The sequence below is a fragment of the Sphingomonas sp. PP-CE-3A-406 genome (assembly GCF_003688625.1).
Taxonomy (GTDB): domain Bacteria; phylum Pseudomonadota; class Alphaproteobacteria; order Sphingomonadales; family Sphingomonadaceae; genus Sphingomonas.
This window is the reverse complement of the sequence record NZ_RCWY01000004.1, coordinates 100,762-120,200: the sequence shown is the minus strand read 5'-3', so window position 1 is coordinate 120,200 and position 19,439 is coordinate 100,762. Positions and strand designations below refer to the sequence as shown.

The window sequence follows — 19,439 nt, the reverse complement described above, 5'->3', positions numbered from 1 at the left end:
ACAAAATTAAAGGCGTCTCACTTGAGCACGGCTCGTGCCGCAGCCCGTTCCCCGTGCTCAAAGGCCTCCGCAAAACTCTCGAGGTCGGCGGCGGTCATGCCGAGTGCACGTCCCTCTTCCCGCCAACCCGCGACAGCCTGCTCGACCTGCGCGAGCATTTCCTGCGCGCGCAGCAGGGTAATGCGAAAGTACGGCAGCACCGACATTAGGGCATCGATGGTTGCCTCGGGTCCAACCTCTTCCGAGACCCAGGTCTTCAACTCGCGCAGTCGCTCGGGGAACGGGTTGATGTCGAAGGCTGGCGCCAGCCGCCACAGGCCACGATCGACGTGCAGGAAGCCGTGGTTCATCAGATGATCGTCGACATTCGTAATCAGGATCGAGAAAGCGATCCTCCGCCATAGCTCCTCAATGTCGGCCGTGGGAGCGCTGCCATTCACACGGAGCGCATCGACGATCTCGGTATAGGCGTGCTCCTGCGCGTCGCCGGGTTCCGCACCGATCATCGTCGCCGCCGATACGTACATGAGCCGCCCACCCCCGACGGGCCGGTCGAACCGTCGGATCAGCGCGATCGCGTCTCCATCGCTCTCGATCAGCCGGGCATCGGCGGAGTCAATCCCAGCGCGACGGGCGAGCCGCATCGCCAGCACCTCCCCTCGCGTGACCGAGCGCTCGTCGGCGACGCTCGGAAACTTGCCGATCGACAGGTGCCCCTCGTCATCGACGACGGTGCATTTGGGGCGCAGTCCGCCGAGCGACGTGCCGCGACCGCGTAGATAGGCAAGGTCCGCTGCGGTTTCGGTGTTCGTTTCAACCGCCCGACTGGCGGCCAGGAGGTGGCCCAATTCGATCAACGGCGGCGTAGTGCGGCGACCATCCTCGGTCGCCCGCTGGGCAACCCCCTGTTCGTCGACAAGACGTAGTGCGCCCACCCGGCTGACGTCATCGACCGCCAACAGATAATCGAGGCCATTCAGTGCCCGAGGATCGACCTCCTCGCCGCGGCGGCGGGCGTCCTGCCGCCGCTTGGCATGGTCGCGCTGGATGACGCGCTTTCCCCATCCGTCCGGTTCGGTATCGGCGATGGCGGCGTGGAAGACAGAGCCAGTGCCCACCTTGCGGTGAAACTGCGGGCCGGCGACTAGCGGTAGCGCGGGCTCAAGGGCGAAGCGGTCGGGCTCGGCCAGCCAGCCGGCATCATATTCGAAGCCTGCGCTCTCGCGGCTCCCCTGCTGATTGTAGTGCAGCAACCCGACGCCGCGGGCTTCGTCGCCGATCTGGATGCCGATCGTGCGCCTCACAGCGAAACCGGCGGCTTTGGTCTGCGGACCCGCTGGGGCATGCGCTCCACGTCGAGCAACAGACCCTGCTCGTCGTTCCTGGCGTCGAGGATCTCTCCGAGGCTTTCGCCGAAACCCAGAACGAAGAAGGTCATGGCGTACGTGCCCAGCGCGACGGTGGGATCGCCTTTCTCCAGTTTCAGATACGTGCTCTTGGCTACACCGATCCGTTCGGCCATCATAACCACCGTGAGGCTGCGCTTTTTGCGCGCCAGAGCGATATCGGCACCGAGCTTCGTCAAGCTGCGCCGCACGCGGGGCGGAAGGGTATCAGCGATGGTGGATCGCATTTAGCGTCTCATATAAGCGCCCATCGGGCTAATACGGTGCGTTATAAACGACCTTAAGTTAACAGTCGAGATGGCGATTTCGAGATGCGATGCCCGGATCCTACAGGGCGGATGTGGGTGTCTGCTCGAGCGACATCGGCAGACACGGCAATCTCACACAGAGCGTTGGCCGTAGCGGCTTGCTCTTCGGGTGGCTGGCACCGCGGGGCGGGGCACGTGCAAGTCGCATGGCACGGGGCTATGTCGTTGGTCTACCGATCAGACCGAGCAACCTTCACGAGGCAGAATGAAAGCCCTAGACGCCCTGAAGGCTGCACCCCCTGAGGTGCGCGCAGCAGCGCTTGCCGTTCTCGATCAGGTGTCGGCGCCACTGACCGAGCGACAGCTCGCCAGCGCCTTTCGCGCACAAGGCATCGGGCTGCTCGATGCCAAACGCATGGCACGAGCCCTGCGAAAGCTCGATATCATCGCAGTCGCCCCTCGCGGCCCTTGAAGCTCGAGCATTGTGGGCTTCGGACTGGCACGGACGCGCCCTGTCGGGCTACATTCGAAATTGCGCCAAGAACCAGGCGCGGGAAAGTAGACGATCATGACCGAAGCGACCTGGGGTGAAAGCGCAAAGACCCCCGAGATCAACTGGCGGATGAGCGCGTCGCTCGAAAACGTCCCGCGCGGCGATAGCGACGTCGCTGAAGTCACCAACCTCGCGCGAGCAGTTCGCGATTGGCGCGGATTGGACCCCGAGCATCAAGCCGCGGCCGTCCTGACGGTAGAGCATCCTGTCCAGATCGAGGGCGCCTCCAGCACGACCTTTACCGGTGAGGGTATCGCAGCACTGGCGGAGCACCTGCCGGCTTCCAGCCCAACCGAGGAGTAAGCCGGCATGGCCAATCCCAGCGTCCGTTTCGAGATGGGGGACTATTACTGGGTTGCCGAACGCGAGAGCGTCGGCTTCACGGGTACCACCAACTTAGGAGTCGTCGAATTCCTCATCACCAGCGAGGCTCTGACGCAGCTCCTCGATCCCGATCGCGATACGCTCGATTCCGAAACTGCCCTCGAGGTCTTCATCGAGTTCGAGAGCGACATTCACCGCATAGCACAGCGCGAATTCGTCAAGCGGCTCGGCGGGGAGCCCCCGATCCTGCTGACCGCAGCCGACGTAGAGGGCTGAAGCCGTGGCGGAAGGAAGCGCCAGCTGGATCGATCCATGGCATCCGACGGGCACCATCCCCGAGGTGCCTCAGCCAAGGATGCGGGCGGCACGCTTTCTCACTGATCCAGCACTTCCTCATATCGGCCTGCGCGGCGCAGCTGACGGACAATGCCGTTGAACGCGGCGGTCACACCCTGCGCCCTGCCAATCTCATTTTCCTGACGCGCCGCATCCCAGTAGAGCTCAAGCGGCCAACGCTCCGGGCAATGCGGTAGCAGGCACCGAAGCGCCAATCGAACCTCCACGCCGTCCACGCGCGTGTCCGAGCAGCGGGCGACGCCGCTCCGCAGGATATGGACCGATAGCGCAATGACGACGCGCTGGTGGCGAGCAAGCTTTGCCATCGCTCAACGAAAGTCATGCGATTTGAAGCGAACTGCGTCCTCGGGGTCCATGCCCTCGGCGTGCGGCGGCCAGTAGCAGTTGCGCGGCTCCGGCTTCCAACCCGCGTCACCCCGGTCAGGCGATCCGGCATGCTTGGCCCCATCGCCGCGGCCGGTTCGATGGGGGAACGACATCTCGCCCACGCGGTGCAGCAGGTCACCATGGTCGATGATCCGGTCGCAGATGACGTGGATCACCTCGCCCTCTTTCTGCACCCTGCCCTTCATGCCTATCATAGACGCGGACATGATCGTGCGGCGTTGCCGCTCGAACCGATCCGGCCACAGGATGCCGTTCGCGATCCCGGTTTCGTCCTCGATCGTGATGAACAACACGCCCTTGGCCGAGCCGGGCTTCTGGCGGACCAGGATGATCCCGGCGACCTCGACGTGCCGGCCATCCCGGATGTTCGCGAGTTCCGCGCATTTGGTCACGCCACGCCTGGCCAGCTCACCCCGAACGAACGTCAGCGGATGCGCCCGCAGCGACAGCTGCAGCGAGCGGTAATCCTCGATCACCTCGCGACCGTCCGTCAGCGGTCGGAGGTCTACTAACGGTTCGATCCCTTCGGCGCTGATCGTTTCCGCCGCGCGATCCGCAGCCGCGAACAGCGGCAGCGGCGCCTCGCCAAGGCCCCTCACCTTCCACAGGCCCTGCCGCCGATCCGCGCCGAAGGCGTGAAACGCATCGGCATCCGCCAGCTTTTCGATCGCGGCACGCTGGACGCCGGATCGACGCCACACGTCCTCGATGGAATCGAACAGCGTCGTGCTGCGTGCGCCTACGATCGCGGCACCGTCGGCGTTCGACAGCCCGCGCACTTGGCGAAGCCCGAGCCGCACCGCGAGGTAGCGGCCGCCTGTCGGCTCCAACGTGCAGTCCCAGCGGCTCGCGTTGATGCACGGGGGCCGGACCTGGACATCGTGCGCCTGGGCGTCGCGCACGATCTGCGCGGGCGCATAAAATCCCATCGGCTGGGCGTTCATGAGCGACGCGCAGAAGGCGTCGGGATGGTGATGCTTCATCCAGCTCGAGGCGTAGGAAATCTTGGCGAAGCTCGCCGCGTGGCTCTCCGGAAAGCCATAGGAGCCGAAGCCTTCCAGCTGGCGGAAGGTGCGTTCTGCGAAGTCGCGCGGATAACCGCGCGCGACCATGCCCTCGACGAGCTTCTCCGAGAAGTGCGATACGCCGCCGGTGACCTTGAACGTCGCCATGGCGCGGCGCAGCTGATCAGCCTCGGCAGGCGTGAAGCCCGCACCCACGATCGCGACCTTCATCGCCTGTTCCTGGAATAGTGGAACGCCGAGCGTCTTCTCCAGCACCGCGCGGAGCTCCGGCCGGGGATATTCGGGCTTCTCCAGCCCCTCGCGCCGACGAAGATAGGGATGAACCATGTCGCCTTGGATCGGCCCGGGTCGGACGATCGCGACCTGGATCACGAGATCGTAGAACCGGCGTGGCTTCATCCGCGGCAGCATCGACATCTGCGCGCGGCTCTCGATCTGGAAGGTGCCGAGCGTGTCGGCCTTCTGGATCATCGCGTACACCGCCGGATCGTCGTCCTGGAGGTCGGCCAGGCCGACGCGGATGCCCTTGTCGTGCTCGAGCATGTTGAAGGCGCGATTCATGCACCCGAGCATGCCGAGGCCGAGCACGTCGACCTTCATGAACTTCAGCGCATCGATGTCGTCCTTGTCCCACTCGATGATCTGGCGATCTTCCATCGCTGCCGGCTCGATCGGCACGAGATCGTCGAGCCGGTCATGCGTCAGGACGAACCCGCCCGGGTGCTGGCTCATGTGGCGGGGCACGCCGATCAACTTGCGGGCCAGTTCCAGGGTCAAGCGGAGCCGCCGATCGCCGATATCGAGGTTGAGTTCCTCGACCTGCTTCTCACCCACGCCTTCGGCGGACCAGCCCCACACCAGCCCCGCCAGCGAGGACGTCAGGTCTTCGGGCAACCCCAACGCCTTGCCGACATCGCGCACCGCACCGCGCGCGCGGTAGCGCTGGACGACCGCGGTCAACGCGGATCGATCACGCCCGTAGGTTTCATAGATCCACTGGATGATCTCTTCGCGGCGCTCATGCTCGAAGTCGACGTCGATGTCGGGTGGTTCGCGCCGCTCGCCCGACACGAAGCGTTCGAAGAGAAGCTCGTGCTTGATCGGATCGATCGAGGTGACGCCTAGCACGAAGCACACGCACGAGTTCGCGGCCGAGCCACGCCCTTGGCACAGGATGCCGCGGCGGCGTGCTTCGCGCACGATCGCATAGACGGTGAGGAAATAGGGCGCGTAACCGAGCTCGCCGATCAACCGCATCTCGTGGCCGATCTGGTCGGTATAGGCAGCCGGCACGTTGCCATCGAACATCCGCTCGACCGCCTCGGTCGCCAGCTTCTGCAGCGCGTCCTGCGCACTCAGGCCATCGATCAGCCGCTCGTGGGGATATTGATAGGCCAGCTCACCAAGATCGAAGGTACAGGCCCGGGCAATATCGACGCTGGCGCGCAGCGCATCGGGATAATCACGAAAGCGCCGGACCATTTCCTCCGGTGATTTGAGCGCGCGATCGGCGTTGATCTCACGGCGGTAGCCGAGCTCATCAACGGTGCACTTCTCGCGCACGGCCGTAACCACGTCCTGCAGAAGGCGGGCTTCGGGCGCATGGTAGAGGACGTCGCCGGTTGCGACCGCGCGGACGCCGGCGCCGCCAGCCTGCCTAGCCAGCGCATCGATACGGACGGCGTCGTCCGGCCGCCGGCGCTGGAACAGCGCCATGTACCCGCGTCGGCCGTAAACCGTCTTCAGGTCGGCAAGTGCCGCAAGGTTCGCCTGATCCGCCTCGTCCGGTAGCAGGATAGCGATGATTCCCTCCGACCATGGCTCAAGGTCGTGCCAGTGCAGCAGGCAGCCCCCCTTCCCCGCCCGCTTCTTCCCGACGGTCAGGAGCCGCGTGATCCGTGACCAGGCGGGGCGATCGGTCGGATAAAGGATCAGGCGGCGCCCGCAGGAGAGATCGACACGCGTACCCGCGATCGAGCGGACGTCGGTCGCCTTTTGCGCCTCCCAGGCGCGCACGACGCCCGCCACCGTACCGATGTCGCTGATCCCAATCGCGGAATACCCGAGCACTGCCGCCGCCGCGAACAGCTCGTCGGGGCTCGACGCGCCGCGCAGCAGCGAGAAATGGGTGAGCACCTGAAGCTCGACATAGGGCGCGCTCATGCGAACACGCCGTGGATCCACCAGCTGAGATCGCCGGTATCATCATGTGTGCCGTCGCCGCGCCGGAATACCCAGAAACGGCCGCCTGCCTCATCCTCGACGCGGTAATAGTCCCGAACCGCCCAGGTCTCGGCGTCGCGGCGCCACCATTCGCCGTGGATCCGCTCGGGGCCATCGCCGGCGACGACCTTGTGCGCTTCGCCACGCCACTCGAAGCGCCGCGGCGGTTGGTCGGGCAGCAGCGCAATGACGCCCCATAAGGGCTCTGGCCTGGCGAAGAGCCGAACCGGCCGCCGCCATGTCGGCCACCCTGCCGGCATCTCGACCGGGTCGGCGCGCGCGACCGCTCGCTCGGGTACATGGCTCGGGATCGGCGCGATCCGATAGACCGCATTCGGGCCGATGCGGCCGGCGACGACATCGACGAGGCGCGCGGGATCGCGCACCAGAACCTCGCCAGCTAGCACTGCGCCGAGATCCACTGCATCGAGCGGCTCGGTATGCGGTGCCACCAGCAGGAACTGCTCAAGCCCCAGTCCGGGATCGATGCGCTCGATCCTGAGTTTCATGAGGCGCAAGAGATGGGAGACATCACGTGTCGGCCGCGATGTCCCGACCGCAACCACCTGTTCGGTTCCATCGACACACAGCCCCGTCAGTCGGAGCGATCGCGCACCGAGCCCCCTCGCCTGCAGCACCACGGCCAAATCGCCGAGCAAATCCTCCATCACCTGTGCGATCGCCTCGGCCGTGCCGATCGGCTCGAGCAGGCGGCGCTCGACGGCTGGAACGGTGACATCTTCGCGCGGCGTGATCGGCTCCGCCACGCCACCGAGCGCCTGATCGAGCCGGGTGATGGCGGGCAGGCCCAGCCGCCGCGCAAGCGGGCCGCGCGCGACCGGCAAAAGGTCTGCGATAGTCTCGAAACCGAACCGCTTGGCCGCACTGAGCGCCGTGCCGGTCAGTCGCAAGGCGGCGATCGGAAGCGGCGATATCGCTTGGACCGTACCACCGGCCGGCACGATCGTCAGATCTTCCCGGCCGTACCGGGCGAGCGCGTGTGCGGCACCAGGCGTGTCGGCGACCGCGATGCGCGCCGTGAATCCGGCGCGCTGGCAGAAGGCGCGCAGGCGTCGGCAAAAGCGCTCTTCTCCCCCGTAGAGGTGATCGCAGCCGGCGAGGTCAAGCCATAGGCCATCGGTCGGCGTCGCGGCCGCAATGGGCGACCAACGCCGAACGGCAAGCAGCGCCAAGCGATCGAGCAGGACCGCGTCCGCCTCTGGCTGGGCGGGCCGGAAGTCGAGATCGGACACCAGAGCGCGGGCATGGGTAGCGGCCATTCCGACATGGATACCGAGCGAGGCCGCCGCAGCGCACGCCGCCACGACTTCCTCACGCCGCCCGACCTTGCCGACAAGCGCCAGCGGAGCATGAGCGGTTGCGGGCCGTGTCACGATCATGGCCGGTCGGGTGACCGACTGGCTCTTGTACGGATGGCTCGCGGCTTCCGATCGCCGCCCGAGTTCGCGCATGGGCGGCTTCGCATGCGCCGGAAGCGCCGCAATCTTGCCGGCAACCTCGACCTTGGTCGGGGATTGCGCCCGCGCCCAGCGCGCACCCGGCCGCCATCCGCCACCCCTGGGGACAGAGCATTCACCCGGATCGTCGTCGATCGGGAGGTGGAGCGCTAAGCGCTCAGGCCGCGGCGTGGCGTGCCGGTCCAGCCGTCTCAGCCGCTCGATGGCCAAGTGCGGCAGGAACAGCGAGACAACCCGTCTCATCGCACCCCTCCACGATCAATGAGAAGGACCCGCCGGTGCGTTGACGCGCCAGCTCGACCGACCAACGGGCGCGTCCCACCCCGGCAACCTTGAGCCGCTGCGACGGGGCGCTGGCAACCCGCCAGCGCGTCCAGGCAGCGGAGGGCTCGCCGAGCGGGTCTTGCGATCGGCCCCGCCAACGGCGCAGGAGCAGTACGGGAATGTCGGCTTCCGCCGAGACAAGCTGCAGGCGGCGCGTGGCGACCATCGAAACCTTTGCCGCCTCGGCCACCACCGCTGCCGGCGTACCATCCCGGATCGCGTCCTCGACAACCGCCAGAAGCGCGGCGTTGTCCTTGGGCTGGGCGTAGATCACGTTCGCCGAGCACAATCCTGCTTGCGCCAAGCCGGGGGCGTAGAGATCGTTCCGGCAGCTTGCCCAAAGCACCGGGGCACGCGTGTTCCGCGCTTCTCGCGCGGCGATACCGGCAAGGAACAACGTGGCAGCCGCATCGTCGACCAGCGAACAGGTCCGTGCCGCAACCTCGTGCAACGCTCCAGCCCGGAGCCCTCCCCCGTTCAGACGATTGTCCAGGTCACCAACCCCGAACGGCAGGACCCGGTAATCGGCGAGCGGCATCGCGATGCTTCGTAAGTGCGCGATGCTTTGACGAAGCGAATCGAGGACGGCTGACATGGTGGCTAGACTCTACGTGTTCGCTTTATGTTCCGTTACCGCCGACGCTTGGTCAACGGATTTATGTCTGCCAGATCGAGTCTTTGCGCTTGACCGCAGCCAAGGGCCGGACGGTACGGAGTCGTAACGAACACGCGCTCTACGGCGCGATTTCGAGTGAGTTGCCAGTATCGCCGCGCACGATCACGGGCAGCCGCCACGAAAACTGACGGTACGCACCGCGTGGAACGGTTACACAACAGACCAAAAACAAACCGAGAAGATTTCGCTTTCGTTCTGCCATCGGCTGACTCATAGAATCGAGATGCCGATCCGCCCTGAAAACCGCTGGCTTTACCCGATCGACTGGCGCCAGCTGTCGGACGTGATCCGGTTCGATCGGGCCGGCGCGCGCTGCGAGCACTGCTCGAGGCCGCATATGCGTCGGGTCGCACATCTTGGCGATGGTCGCTGGTGGGATGCCGATGCCGTGTGTTGGCGCTCCGGCCGTGGCAAGCGGATCGCGCTCAAAGGCGGCTTCATTCTGGCGTCGGTACGAACGACGTATGTCGTGCTGGCTTGTGCGCATCTCGATCACGATCCAGGCAACAGCATGCCCGGCAATCTCGCGGCGCTCTGCCAGCGTTGCCATATGATCCACGATGCGGCCGAGCATCGATGGCAGCGCTGGTGGAACGTCTTTCGCCTGCGCGCAATCCGCGACCTGTATGAAGATCCGCGCGTCACGCGAGAGCGCAGCGCGCATTAGAAACCCGGCCGAAGGCTTTGCGATGGCTCGGGCGCCAGCTCGGCGATCGCCCCCTGCCCGCACCCGGGCTGATACACCTCGACCACGTCATGATTAGCCAGTTTGCGGACCATTAGGCGGGCGCCCGCGACATGCACATCGTCGAGGAGCATCATTGTATCGGCGCTCGGCACGGCTAAGGTCCGGCCAGATCCACTAGGGAGAGTAAGTAGCATGAACATCGGTGAACTGGCGAAGGGCGTCGCTGGGACGACAGGCACGAGCGAGGCAGAGGCCAAGGCCGCAATCGCCGCCGTGTTCGACCAGATCGCAAGCGCGGCCGCAAAGGGCGAAGAGGTCTCGATCGCGGGCTTCGGCAAATTCGCCGTCAAGGATCGTCCTGAGCGCCAGGGCCGCAATCCGTCGACCGGCGAGGCGATGACGATCGCTGCATCGAAGAAGGTCTCGTTCACGCCCGCCAAGGGCCTGAAGGACAAGCTCTAAGACCAGAGTGCCGGCGGGCGAAGCTTGCCGGCACCACGATAGGGTGCTCGGATGTGCAATCGATACAGGCTGACGGCGAAACAGGCGGAGATAGCCGCGACGTTCGGCATCCGCCCGCCTTACGAGCCCGACGAGACGTACCCGGCTCCCGACATCTTTCCGACGGGCAAGAAGACGCCCTTCTTCGGCCAAGTGGTCATCGAGGACGGCACCGACCGGAAGATCGAACGGATGGAGTGGGGTGTACCGACCCAGGTGCCGAGCAAGCGCGACCCAAGCGTAAAGCTCACCAAATACGTGACCAACGTGCGCAATCTCAACTCGAGCTTCTGGCGGTCGATGCTGACAACGCCGGCGCGCCGTTGCCTGGTGCCGGTAACGGCGTTCTCCGAGTTCGGGATCGCGCCTGGCGAGGACGGAAAGAAGCCGCTGCACTGGTTCGACGTGCCTAGCCGCCCGATTTTTGCCTTTGCCGGAATCTGGCGACCGACCGAGCGCGGGAATGCTTACGGATTCCTGACCACCGAGCCGAATGCGATCGTCGCGCCGATCCATCCAAAGGCGATGCCGGTGGTCCTTCACGACGACGACTATGATCGCTGGCTATCGGCACCATGGGACGATCTGAAGGGGCTCGTCGCCCCCTACCCTTCCCAGTTGATGCGGCTCGGCTGACACGCTCATAATCCCCACGATCCAGCATCCGCTGCTGCGCTTTCATGCACTTCGCCGGTGCGCGCGCCAGGCATCATTCCAGTCGTCGTGATGCTCGGGCACGCGGCTGATGAGTTCGCGCCCGTTCGCTGTCAGGTGATCGCGTGCCTTTTCGAGCAGGCGGTCGGCCGCACGGCCCCGGTCACCGTAAACGATCACACGGCGGACCTTCTCCGGGATCGCGACGAAGGCTAGCCGTTCGACACCGCCCAGCGCCCATGTCGGCGTCCCGAACCATTCGGTCGCCGACCGGGCGTCCTCGATCCCTTCGGCAAGGCCCAGCTCGTCGGTCGCAGGCGCAAGACGGATCGCTGCTGTGCCGAGCAGTCCGAGCGCAACCTTCGGCTTTGGGATGGGCTTGCGCAGCACATCGACAGGATCGAGGAAGGTCCGCTGGACGGCAACCAGTCCGAGGTCGTTTTCGACTGCGGCGATCATCGCGGGCATGACGCGTCTGTCGGCACCGGAGCCGAATATGGTCGCCGGGTTGAAGCGCAAAGCCTTGGGATAGGGCGTGGAGAGGCCGCGGGCGACGAGATAGGCTTCGGCGAGCGTGCCCGCGACCGGCACGCTGGCATTCCAGAGACGCAGGGCGAGCGGGCCCATGTCGCGCTTCGGCTTGCCCTCCGGCATTGCCACCGCAGAACGGTCGTGGAGCTTTTGGCGCTGAAGCGCCTTCAGCACCTCGAGCGCTGTACAGCCGGCAAAACAGTGGAAGAGGATCGCCGAATCGCCGAGGCGGACGGACAGGCTGGGTGAGCCATCGTCATGTGCCGGGCAGCGGCATTCGCCGCGAGTCCCGCGCCACACCCCGCCGAGCTGTTCGACGATGTTCTTGGCTCGGACTTCGGCATCGAGCGGTAGTCTCGTCATCGGCCACGTCCTGTGAAGTTGGTCGGTTTCGGTCACTTTAGCCTCCGGAAAATATCACCGAACGCACAGGCGGCATCCTCCACTCTGGATGGTCGGCATGAGAAGGTGGGCTGCGCGCGGCGCGACGATCTCTTTCGTCCGGGTGGCAACCAAGCGAGGATCGTCACCCGACCGGGTTGGAACGGCCACGCTGGCTCGACCGCAACGCGGCGGAGGTGGAGCCGTGCCGCCAACCCGCTTCCGACCCCCAATCAGCTATGCTCGGCTTCGGCCTTGGTCAGGATCGAGAAGGTGTCGGCGATCAGCTCGGTGCGGTAGGAAACTTCGTTGCTGTCGCCATGATTGCTCTCGCGGACCCGGCCGGTGACATGCACCAGATCACCCTTCCCGGCTGCTTCGACCTGAGGTCCGACATTGGAGAAGCACACGACGCTGTTCCACAGCGTGTCGGTCTTCCAGTCGTCGCCGTCGCGGCGGTTATAATTGGCGGCGACGCTCACATAGGTGACCTTCTCGCGCGCCGTGATTTTGCCGATGCGACCGATGATCCGGAACTCGGCAATATTCTGTGGCATGATTTCCTCCTTCGTTGATGTTCGGATCGGATCCGGCGGGCCTGTGCGAGCCTAGTCGCGCTCCTATTGGCGGTGCGCAAAGTGGTAGCGCGCCAAATTCTCGGGCGTCGCGTATGTGTCGTAGGCCTTCGTCCAGTCGCGCCGGATGGCCTGCTGCGCCGTTCGCAGTGGCACGCGGCGCTCGCAAACCAATCGCCACAAGACATAGGCCAAGGCATTCTTGTCGGCCGCGTTCGCCTGGCCGCGCCGGGGCTGGAGCCATAGATCGCGCAGGTCGAGCGGCGCGCCGCCAAGCGAGATCGGGATCAGATGGTCGAGTTCGTAATCGGCGAAGGACTCGCCTGGATGCTGCGCGTCCATCAATCGCCGTTTGACGGGCGCGGTAACCGCGAAGGCGGGGCGGACCGATCGTGCATAGCCGGGTCGGCAGATCGTCGTGCCGATGTTCGCCTGAGTGATAGAGGGATCGACGGCCCCTGGCGTATCGCGGGGCGGCAGGATGCCGGTTCGGTCCACCCGCAAGAAGGGATTGCGGAGCGCCGTCGATAGGCCGGCAACGGCATCGCAGAAGTCATGGGTCGCGGCGACGCTGCAGGCCGAAACCTCACCGCGCCTCCTAGCCCGCGTGTCGTCGAACGGCCGATACCAGAAGCCGATGGCGATCAAGAGCGCCAACCCGCCCGATATAGCTTGCAGCCTCAAGAGCGAATGGCCCGTATATCCACCGTCGTCCCAGTCAACTCGAAACCACTCGACAACTAAATCAGCTAGGTGCTGGCCTAGCTGACAATTGCCTAAAGCGGTTTGCAACACATCTCCTATGCTCATGGTGCAATATCGTGCCTCTAGTCGCAATGGATTACGCCGTATCACTCCATAATCGCGAATGGATCGCTCCAGATGTGTTGTTGTTTGCCTTATGCTTCAGGTTTAGCCTTTTGATGTCGATGTCCTCTAGTCGCTGACATCTGCTTGGGTTCAATTCAGCAATGGTGCATTGGTGTGCTTCCGGCGAGTATCGTAGCGAAGGCAATTCAACTCTGTGCCGCCGGGCTAGCCGGGGCCGGAACGCCATCTCCCGCGTCGCTCGCAATCTCCGTTCGTTCGGGTGCGGTCCTCGTTCGGCAGCCGGGCAACGCAGCTGACGCAGAGGCGACGGTGCGTGATCTGATCGCGTTGGGCGCGGACTTCGAGGCGGGGCCGCTTGGGATCCGCGGCCGTGATTTTGCGACTCACGGTATCACGCCGGCAACGGTTTTTGATGCCTGCGCGCTCTCGCATCTCGACGACGACCGGTCTTCTATCGGCTCCGTGGGCGCGCCCTCGGTGTCGAACGTCGCAGCCCTCGTTCGTCGCGCCTTTGGCTCGCGGATCACCGATACGATCCGCCCAATGAACGCCAGCTACGGCGCGCGGTATAGCTGGCACAAGTTCGGCCAAGCGGTCGATTTCGTTCCCGCAGGCGGCGTTCACGCGATCGACCGCGAGCAGATCCGGGCGCTCATGGCACAGAGCGGTATCCGTATCATCGAGCTGCTTGGGCCGGGGGATCGCGGTCACGCGAACCACTGGCATGTGGCGTTCGCGCGACCCGGACAGGTCATCGACCGGACCCGACCGATCGAAGGCGACGAGGACTGGATCATCACCGTCGCACAAGGCGACGCGCCGTCCCCGCCGACGCCCGCCGGAGTTGAGGCGGCCCCCGCACCGACTGCGCCGGCCTCGGCCCTCGCCCTTGCCGCCAATGCACCGGCGCAGTGGGACGTGTTCGCAACCGAAGAGTGGCGCGCATTTCATGGAGGTGGCTCATGATCCGATACCTGATGACCAAGCTGGGCGGCACTACTGGCGCCATCGCGCTTTGCGTGGCCGGCGTCGTGGCGGTCGCGGGCCCACAACCCGCCTACGCGTCGGACTGGGGGTGTCAGGTGGTCCTCTGCCTCGCGACACCCGGTTCGCCGACGAAATATGTCGAGTGCGTCCCGCCGATCACGAAACTCTGGAACGCCCTCGCTATCGGCGGCTCGTTCCCGACCTGCACCGGGGTCGGCGTCAAAATGAAAAAGGCCAAGCACGGCTACGACCTGACCGTGACGCAGGCCGATGGCGGAACGTCGCGGTACGCGCTCGACACCCGCTACCAGACGGTGACGCAGCAATGATCCACGCCATCGCCGCGATCACCATGCTTGCGCAGCAATGCGCGCCTGAGATCGCGACCGAGGCGGTTGTTCCCCTCGTCGTGACCGAAAGCGGCGGCGACGATCTGGCGATCAATATCAACAAGGGGCCGCGTGTCCGCGCCGCGTCGATCGCCGACGGTGCCGCGCTGGTGCGGCGGTACATGGCGGCCGGCTATACGGTCGATGTCGGGTTGGCGCAGGTGAACTCCGCCAATTTCGCGCGATTGGGTGTCACCGTCGAGCAGGCCTTCGATCCTTGTACGAACCTGCGGCTCGCATCCTCGATCCTTCGGGCGGGATATGGCCTCGCGATCCAGCATTATACGGGGCTGGACGCGATCTCGGCGACCTATTCGCTCTACAACACCGGCACGCTGACACGCGGTTTCCGCAATGGTTATGTCGGTCGCGTTTGGTCGGCCGCGAGCGGCATGGGGACGATCCAGACACCCCCGCCCATCCCAGGCTCGGCGTCGGCGCCGACCGCCACGCCCGCCTCGGCAAAGCAAGGGATCGCCGAAGCTAGCTGGGTGGTGGGGCAGATCGATTCCAGCGCGGTTCAGGTCTTCAAATGAGCGCGGATAACAGCGTTGCACGGGGCGGCCTCGACGCGGAGACGCAAGCCGGACAGGCGGCTTTCCAGATTCCGCCTGAGCTGGCGACACGGTATCAGGTACGGATCATCGAGCCGTCCGACGGCAGCGAGCGCCGCGTCGGCATGTTCCTGCCGACAGATCGTGAGAACCCGTCGATCGAGATTGCCGGCGATCGCATCATTGCTCGAAACGAGGATCCCGAGACCGTCTCGGCCCTGGTCACGATCGCCAAGCACAATGGCTGGGCAGGAATCGACGTCGAAGGTTCGCCTGAGTTTCGTCAGGCCGTGTGGACGGCAGCGTCGCGCGAAGGCCTGACCGTGCGCGGCTATGAGCCGAGCTTCGACGAACAGGCGCGAATGGAAGAGCTGCGTCGCGCCGATGCTGCACGACGCGACCGTGAGGTGGCGGAGAAGCCGGCGCCGACTGTCGAACCCGTCGCTCCGACGGCGGCTGTCGGGGCGACGGAGGCGACAGTAGTCGCGCCGTCGGCCGACGCGGAGAGGAACGGCGCGCCTCAGCCGTTGCCAAGCGGAAGCAGCACCGAATTGTCCGACGCAGACAAGCGCCTCCTGTTGACGGTGAGCGTCCACACGCAGGATCGCAAGGCGCTCTACGCGGCCGTCAGCGAGGACATGGACCCCTTGCGGAGGGAGGTTCAGGCCGAACGTATCGATCTGAACAGGGATGCGCTGAACGGGGCGCTGGAGCGGGCCTTGGAAAGCCCGACGCTGGTCAGCGCCTTCTCAAGGTCCGGTTATGAACCCGACGGTCTGCGCCAGATGGCGCGCGACGGCGCGTGGGACGGCGAGGTCGCCGATGCGATCTACATCGTCCGCTCTGGGCTCAACCGGCACGAAGTCGCCCGCGAAGCCGGTGCGAACGTGCCGCTCGGCGGCGCGCTCGCCGCCACGCCCGAAGACCGCCTAGCCGGCGAAGCGACGGCTGCGCCCGAGCGACAGACCGAACAGGAACCCCATATCGTTCGGGAGGAGCGCCTTCATCAGGCCGCGCCTGAGCGACGTCACGAAAATGACGAACTGGCCGAACTGTTCCTTCATGGCGGGGCGGAGAGTATCGCCGCCGAGCCGCGCCTCGCCAACGCGCTACTGGCGCAGGCGGCGATGGATCAGCACCTTGGTGTGGCGTTCGATGGCGACGCGGAACGGATGACGTCCGCGAGCTTGGAGAGCCGCCACATGATCTCGGACGTGCTGCGGCGCGGCCTGGATGTTTCGGTCCGCGAGCCGACGCCTGTGCGGCAGGTCGAGCCGATCCGCCCCACCCACGATCTCGAGAGGTAAACCCCAAGCCATGGAGACCCGTATGAAGTTCACTCAAGGCATGGGCCGGATGTTGTCCGACGCCCGCGCGCGGCAGGTCATCGGCTTTGTCGGTGCGCTCGCCCTCATTTCGATCGCCCAGCCGGCCTTTGCCGATGGAACCGCGATCGAAGGTGGTCTCAACACTATCAAGGCATGGATGACTACCGTTGCGTCCGTGGTCGGCGTCATCGCCGTCATGGCGGTCGGCTATGCCAAGCTGACCGGTCGGATGGACTGGGGAAAAGCGGTCACGGTGCTGATTGGCATCGGTATCATTTTTTCGGCCACGACGATCGTCGGCTGGATGAGCAGCTCGGGTGGCTGACGCGGATAGGCTCGCCGAGGATAAGGTGTTCCTCGCCCTGACCAGACCATCGGTGTTCATGGGATTGCCGCTCGAGGCGATCCTGCCGATCATCATGGTCTGCATGGTGATCTGGGGGGTTTTCCATAATCCGTTTTACCCCCTGGCCTTGTTCGGAGCGCTCTACTTCCCGGCACGCATGATCTGTCACTACGACTTCAACGCGTTCCGGCTGTGGGGCCTGTGGTTCCAGACCGGCTTCCTATCCAAGAACCGCAAGTTCTGGGGCGGCGGGAGCTACTCACCCGTCCGCCTCGCCAAAGGCGTGAAGCGGAAGCATTTCGGCAATGACTGATACCAGGCTGAGGCATAAGAAGATCGCGGTTCGCGAGACGGATGACATCAAGTTCATTCCTTACACGCGGCACGTCGACGACACGCTGGTTGCCCTCGAAGACGGCTCGCTCATGCGCATGTACCGCGTCGATGGGCGGCCGTTCGAGACCAGCGACATCGGCGACCTCAACACCTGGCATAACAAGCTCAACATCGCGTGGCGCTCGATCGGTGACGATCGCGTCGCGCTGTGGACCCATCTCGTGCGGACAGCGACCGACCCTGTTCTCGGTGGCGACTTCCACTCCGACTTCGCGCGAACCTTGCAGGAGAAATACGCCGACACGCTGAAGGAGAAAGTCCTCTACCACAACGAGTTCTACGTCACGATCATCGTCCGGCCGTCGAGCATGGCCGGCGAGCAAGTGACGCGGCTTTTCTCCAGGCGAAAAGCCAACGCCGAGATTGACCATCGCGCGCTCACTATCATGGCGGACAAGTGCCGCGACTTCGAAACGCTGCTCGCCGATGTCGCGCCAGAGCCGCTCTCGCTGTATGAGCACAACGGCGTCCTTTTTTCACGACCGATGGAGGTGCTGCACTTCATCCTGACCGGCGACCGCATCCGCGTGCCGCTGCTCGACGGCAGGCTGGGCCAAGCCCTGTATGCCTCACGCGTGGTGTTCGGTCGCGAGGCGGCCGAGATCCGGCTGCCGCACACGTCGCATTTCCTCGGCATGTTCGGTGTGCGCGAGTATGTCGCCAGCACGCGGACCGGTCAGTTCAACAGCCTGCTCACGCTCGACTTCCCGTTCGTGCTGACCCAGAGTTTCGCGCCGTTGGTGAAGTCGGTCGCGAGCGAGCGGTTCACGAAAAAATACAAGCAAATGGTCTCCTCGGACGATGCCGGCGTCAGCCAGGCGGAGGAACTGCTCGACGGCGTCGACGATCTCATGGCGAACCGCTTCGCCATGGGCGAGCATCACCTCTCGATCGCGGTCATCGACGAGAACCCGAAGCGGCTGCTGGAACGCTTGTCGATAGCCCGATCGGCAGCGGCCGATACGGGCATGGTGATGGCGCGCGAGGACGTCGCGCTGGAAGCCGCCTTCTGGGCGCAGCTTCCCGGCAATTTCAGGATGCGCGCGCGCCCCGCGGTCATCAACACACGCAATTTTGCAGGCCTGAGCCCGTTCTACACCTTCCCGGCCGGCCGCAAGTCGGGGAACCACTGGGGCGAGGCGGTAACGCTGCTCAAGACGCGCGCGGGCTCGTCCTTCTGGTTCAATTTTCACCGTGCCGACATCGGCCACACGCTCATCATCGGGCCAACCGGTGGCGGCAAGACGGTGCTGCAGAACTTCCTGCAAGCGCAGCTCGAAAAGACCGGCGCGAAACAGGTGTTTTTCGACAAGGACCGCGGTGCCGAGATCTTCGTGCGCGCTTGTGGCGGCACCTATTTGGCGCTGCGCGACGGCGAGCCCACCGGCTTCGCGCCGTTGAAGGGCCTCACCCCGTCTCCGCACGACATCGCGTTTCTGCGGCAGTTTATCCGTGTTCTGGTACGCCGGGAAAACCGCCCTCTCAGCGTCGCCGAAGAGCGACTGATCGACGAGGGTATCGAGGCGGTGATGCGGCTGCCGGCGCCGTCGCGCTCGTTCAGCGCGTTGCGCGAAATGCTGGGCTACGCCGATGCGGAGGGCATTGGTGCGCGGCTGGAGCGCTGGTGTCTGGGCGGCCCGCTCGGCTGGGCTTTCGATGGTCCGCAGGACGAGGTGTCGATGTCGGCGCGGTTCATCGGCTTCGACATGACGGACTTCCTGGAGAACCCGGAGATCCGCACTCCCACGATGTTGTACCTCTTCCACCGCGTCGACGAGCTGCTGGACGGGCAGCGTGTCGTGGTCGACGTAGACGAGTTCTGGAAGGCGCTTCAGGACGAAGCCTTTCGGGCGTTCGCGCAGGACGGTCTCAAGACCTTCCGTAAGCGCAACGCCTTCATGGTATTTGGCACGCAGTCCCCGGCCGATGCGCTGCGCTCGCCGATCGCGCACTCGATCATCGAGCAGACCGCGACCAAGATCTTGCTTCCAAACTCGGACGCCAAGCGATCGGATTATTGCGACGGGCTCGGCCTGACGGACGCGGAGTACCGGCTGATCCGTGAGGATCTGACGCCGGAGAGCCGGACCTTTCTGGTCAAGCAAGGGCATACCTCGATCGTTGCAAAGCTCGATCTCGGCGGGATGCCCAATGAGCTGAAAGTGCTTTCTGGCCGCGAGGAAACCCTCGTCGCCATGGAGGAGGCCATTGCCCTGGCGGGCAACGATCCTGCGGCGTGGCTGCCGCATTTCTATGCCAACCAAAGGAGAAGCTGAC

At 64.9% G+C, this 19,439-nt stretch carries 23 protein-coding genes; 13 read left to right on the top strand and 10 right to left on the bottom strand.

The features are described from left to right. Positions 1-17: 17 nt before the first annotated feature. On the bottom strand, positions 18-1,253 hold the full coding sequence (locus C8J44_RS17905) for a type II toxin-antitoxin system HipA family toxin (RefSeq protein WP_259466943.1): 1,236 nt from the start codon (positions 1,251-1,253) through the stop codon (positions 18-20). Between the two features lie 47 nt (positions 1,254-1,300). After that, positions 1,301-1,633, bottom strand: coding sequence for a helix-turn-helix domain-containing protein (locus C8J44_RS17900; protein ID WP_121905617.1), 333 nt, complete (start codon positions 1,631-1,633; stop codon positions 1,301-1,303). Between the two features lie 286 nt (positions 1,634-1,919). On the opposite strand from C8J44_RS17900, the gene C8J44_RS17895 reads away from it, so the two are divergent. The 3 genes from C8J44_RS17895 to C8J44_RS17885 all read left to right on the top strand — a co-directional run bounded on the left by C8J44_RS17895 (position 1,920) and on the right by C8J44_RS17885 (position 2,807). Beyond that, positions 1,920-2,126 (top strand): hypothetical protein, encoded by a 207-nt coding sequence (locus C8J44_RS17895; RefSeq protein WP_121905616.1) that lies wholly within the window; start codon positions 1,920-1,922, stop codon positions 2,124-2,126. 96 nt (positions 2,127-2,222) lie between these two features. Next, complete coding sequence (locus tag C8J44_RS17890; RefSeq protein ID WP_121905615.1) at positions 2,223-2,510, top strand: hypothetical protein; 288 nt, start codon at positions 2,223-2,225, stop codon at positions 2,508-2,510. A 6-nt stretch (positions 2,511-2,516) separates the two neighbouring features. Beyond that, on the top strand, positions 2,517-2,807 hold the full coding sequence (locus C8J44_RS17885; RefSeq protein ID WP_121905614.1) for a DUF1488 family protein: 291 nt from the start codon (positions 2,517-2,519) through the stop codon (positions 2,805-2,807). A gap of 98 nt (positions 2,808-2,905) precedes the next feature. Here C8J44_RS17885 and C8J44_RS17880 read toward each other — a convergent pair whose 3' ends face one another. The 4 genes from C8J44_RS17880 to C8J44_RS17865 are packed head-to-tail and all read right to left on the bottom strand — an operon-like array spanning position 2,906 to position 8,920. Further along, positions 2,906-3,193, bottom strand: coding sequence for a hypothetical protein (locus C8J44_RS17880; protein ID WP_037533385.1), 288 nt, complete (start codon positions 3,191-3,193; stop codon positions 2,906-2,908). 3 nt (positions 3,194-3,196) lie between these two features. After that, complete coding sequence (locus C8J44_RS17875; RefSeq protein WP_121905613.1) at positions 3,197-6,463, bottom strand: error-prone DNA polymerase; 3,267 nt, start codon at positions 6,461-6,463, stop codon at positions 3,197-3,199. Then, entirely contained in the window at positions 6,460-8,244 is a 1,785-nt protein-coding gene (locus C8J44_RS17870; protein WP_259466942.1) for a DNA polymerase Y family protein, read from the bottom strand. Before C8J44_RS17870 ends, C8J44_RS17875 begins: the two co-directional genes overlap by 4 nt. Further along, positions 8,159-8,920 (bottom strand): ImuA family protein, encoded by a 762-nt coding sequence (locus C8J44_RS17865; protein ID WP_259466941.1) that lies wholly within the window; start codon positions 8,918-8,920, stop codon positions 8,159-8,161. The genes C8J44_RS17870 and C8J44_RS17865 overlap by 86 nt, the downstream gene beginning before the upstream one ends. Positions 8,921-9,224: 304 nt before the next feature. Here C8J44_RS17865 and C8J44_RS17860 point away from each other — a divergent pair, with 304 nt between their 5' ends. Continuing rightward, positions 9,225-9,668 (top strand): hypothetical protein, encoded by a 444-nt coding sequence (locus tag C8J44_RS17860; RefSeq protein ID WP_037533379.1) that lies wholly within the window; start codon positions 9,225-9,227, stop codon positions 9,666-9,668. Here the strand turns inward: C8J44_RS17860 and C8J44_RS18570 are convergent. Beyond that, positions 9,665-9,823 (bottom strand): hypothetical protein, encoded by a 159-nt coding sequence (locus C8J44_RS18570; RefSeq protein ID WP_183128846.1) that lies wholly within the window; start codon positions 9,821-9,823, stop codon positions 9,665-9,667. The two genes, C8J44_RS17860 and C8J44_RS18570, sit on opposite strands and share 4 nt — an antisense overlap. A gap of 58 nt (positions 9,824-9,881) precedes the next feature. Here C8J44_RS18570 and C8J44_RS17855 point away from each other — a divergent pair, with 58 nt between their 5' ends. Continuing rightward, the gene (locus tag C8J44_RS17855; protein WP_121905611.1) at positions 9,882-10,151 is read left to right on the top strand and encodes an HU family DNA-binding protein; all 270 of its coding nucleotides are present in this window, start codon (positions 9,882-9,884) and stop codon (positions 10,149-10,151) included. A 51-nt stretch (positions 10,152-10,202) separates the two neighbouring features. Then, complete coding sequence (locus C8J44_RS17850; RefSeq protein WP_121905610.1) at positions 10,203-10,826, top strand: SOS response-associated peptidase; 624 nt, start codon at positions 10,203-10,205, stop codon at positions 10,824-10,826. 42 nt (positions 10,827-10,868) lie between these two features. On the opposite strand, the gene C8J44_RS17845 is transcribed toward C8J44_RS17850, so the two are convergent. From C8J44_RS17845 to C8J44_RS17835, 3 genes are all read right to left on the bottom strand, one after another. Continuing rightward, positions 10,869-11,738, bottom strand: a complete 870-nt coding sequence (locus tag C8J44_RS17845) for a toprim domain-containing protein (protein ID WP_121905654.1) — start codon at positions 11,736-11,738, stop codon at positions 10,869-10,871. Between the two features lie 251 nt (positions 11,739-11,989). Beyond that, positions 11,990-12,313, bottom strand: a complete 324-nt coding sequence (locus C8J44_RS17840) for a single-stranded DNA-binding protein (protein ID WP_121905609.1) — start codon at positions 12,311-12,313, stop codon at positions 11,990-11,992. Positions 12,314-12,376: 63 nt separating this feature from the next. Next, on the bottom strand, positions 12,377-12,979 hold the full coding sequence (locus C8J44_RS17835) for a hypothetical protein (RefSeq protein ID WP_259466940.1): 603 nt from the start codon (positions 12,977-12,979) through the stop codon (positions 12,377-12,379). Between the two features lie 492 nt (positions 12,980-13,471). Between C8J44_RS17835 and C8J44_RS17830 the strand changes: the two genes are divergently transcribed. From C8J44_RS17830 to C8J44_RS17800, 7 genes are read left to right on the top strand one after another with little or no spacing between them, the layout of a single operon-like run. Beyond that, positions 13,472-14,128 carry a muramidase gene (locus C8J44_RS17830; protein WP_259466939.1) on the top strand — a complete coding sequence of 219 codons (657 nt, stop codon included), beginning with the start codon at positions 13,472-13,474 and terminating at the stop codon, positions 14,126-14,128. Further along, complete coding sequence (locus tag C8J44_RS17825; protein ID WP_121905607.1) at positions 14,125-14,478, top strand: hypothetical protein; 354 nt, start codon at positions 14,125-14,127, stop codon at positions 14,476-14,478. The genes C8J44_RS17830 and C8J44_RS17825 overlap by 4 nt, the downstream gene beginning before the upstream one ends. After that, positions 14,475-15,074: a lytic transglycosylase domain-containing protein gene (locus C8J44_RS17820; protein WP_121905606.1), complete on the top strand. Its 600-nt coding sequence runs from the start codon at positions 14,475-14,477 to the stop codon at positions 15,072-15,074. The genes C8J44_RS17825 and C8J44_RS17820 overlap by 4 nt, the downstream gene beginning before the upstream one ends. Further along, a complete protein-coding gene (locus tag C8J44_RS17815; RefSeq protein WP_121905605.1) occupies positions 15,071-16,399 on the top strand; it encodes an LPD7 domain-containing protein in 1,329 nt (442 codons plus the stop codon). The genes C8J44_RS17820 and C8J44_RS17815 overlap by 4 nt, the downstream gene beginning before the upstream one ends. A gap of 10 nt (positions 16,400-16,409) precedes the next feature. Then, positions 16,410-16,745, top strand: coding sequence for a TrbC/VirB2 family protein (locus tag C8J44_RS17810; RefSeq protein ID WP_229839537.1), 336 nt, complete (start codon positions 16,410-16,412; stop codon positions 16,743-16,745). Then, on the top strand, positions 16,738-17,079 hold the full coding sequence (locus C8J44_RS17805; protein WP_121905603.1) for a type IV secretion system protein VirB3: 342 nt from the start codon (positions 16,738-16,740) through the stop codon (positions 17,077-17,079). Before C8J44_RS17810 ends, C8J44_RS17805 begins: the two co-directional genes overlap by 8 nt. Then, on the top strand, positions 17,072-19,438 hold the full coding sequence (locus C8J44_RS17800; protein WP_121905602.1) for a VirB4 family type IV secretion/conjugal transfer ATPase: 2,367 nt from the start codon (positions 17,072-17,074) through the stop codon (positions 19,436-19,438). Before C8J44_RS17805 ends, C8J44_RS17800 begins: the two co-directional genes overlap by 8 nt. Position 19,439: the final 1 nt, after the last annotated feature.

What these genes read in the sequence shown, in the direction of transcription:
- C8J44_RS17900 (WP_121905617.1), bottom strand. Translation starts at nt 1,633, where the DNA reads ATGCGATCCACCATCGCTGATACCCTTCCGCCCCGCGTGCGGCGCAGC.
- C8J44_RS17895 (WP_121905616.1), top strand. Translation starts at nt 1,920, where the DNA reads ATGAAAGCCCTAGACGCCCTGAAGGCTGCACCCCCTGAGGTGCGCGCA.
- C8J44_RS17890 (WP_121905615.1), top strand. Translation starts at nt 2,223, where the DNA reads ATGACCGAAGCGACCTGGGGTGAAAGCGCAAAGACCCCCGAGATCAAC.
- C8J44_RS17885 (WP_121905614.1), top strand. Translation starts at nt 2,517, where the DNA reads ATGGCCAATCCCAGCGTCCGTTTCGAGATGGGGGACTATTACTGGGTT.
- C8J44_RS17880 (WP_037533385.1), bottom strand. Translation starts at nt 3,193, where the DNA reads ATGGCAAAGCTTGCTCGCCACCAGCGCGTCGTCATTGCGCTATCGGTC.
- C8J44_RS17875 (WP_121905613.1), bottom strand. Translation starts at nt 6,463, where the DNA reads ATGAGCGCGCCCTATGTCGAGCTTCAGGTGCTCACCCATTTCTCGCTG.
- C8J44_RS17870 (WP_259466942.1), bottom strand. Translation starts at nt 8,244, where the DNA reads ATGAGACGGGTTGTCTCGCTGTTCCTGCCGCACTTGGCCATCGAGCGG.
- C8J44_RS17865 (WP_259466941.1), bottom strand. Translation starts at nt 8,920, where the DNA reads ATGTCAGCCGTCCTCGATTCGCTTCGTCAAAGCATCGCGCACTTACGA.
- C8J44_RS17860 (WP_037533379.1), top strand. Translation starts at nt 9,225, where the DNA reads ATGCCGATCCGCCCTGAAAACCGCTGGCTTTACCCGATCGACTGGCGC.
- C8J44_RS18570 (WP_183128846.1), bottom strand. Translation starts at nt 9,823, where the DNA reads ATGATGCTCCTCGACGATGTGCATGTCGCGGGCGCCCGCCTAATGGTC.
- C8J44_RS17855 (WP_121905611.1), top strand. Translation starts at nt 9,882, where the DNA reads ATGAACATCGGTGAACTGGCGAAGGGCGTCGCTGGGACGACAGGCACG.
- C8J44_RS17850 (WP_121905610.1), top strand. Translation starts at nt 10,203, where the DNA reads ATGTGCAATCGATACAGGCTGACGGCGAAACAGGCGGAGATAGCCGCG.
- C8J44_RS17845 (WP_121905654.1), bottom strand. Translation starts at nt 11,738, where the DNA reads ATGACGAGACTACCGCTCGATGCCGAAGTCCGAGCCAAGAACATCGTC.
- C8J44_RS17840 (WP_121905609.1), bottom strand. Translation starts at nt 12,313, where the DNA reads ATGCCACAGAATATTGCCGAGTTCCGGATCATCGGTCGCATCGGCAAA.
- C8J44_RS17825 (WP_121905607.1), top strand. Translation starts at nt 14,125, where the DNA reads ATGATCCGATACCTGATGACCAAGCTGGGCGGCACTACTGGCGCCATC.
- C8J44_RS17820 (WP_121905606.1), top strand. Translation starts at nt 14,475, where the DNA reads ATGATCCACGCCATCGCCGCGATCACCATGCTTGCGCAGCAATGCGCG.
- C8J44_RS17815 (WP_121905605.1), top strand. Translation starts at nt 15,071, where the DNA reads ATGAGCGCGGATAACAGCGTTGCACGGGGCGGCCTCGACGCGGAGACG.
- C8J44_RS17810 (WP_229839537.1), top strand. Translation starts at nt 16,410, where the DNA reads ATGGAGACCCGTATGAAGTTCACTCAAGGCATGGGCCGGATGTTGTCC.
- C8J44_RS17800 (WP_121905602.1), top strand. Translation starts at nt 17,072, where the DNA reads ATGACTGATACCAGGCTGAGGCATAAGAAGATCGCGGTTCGCGAGACG.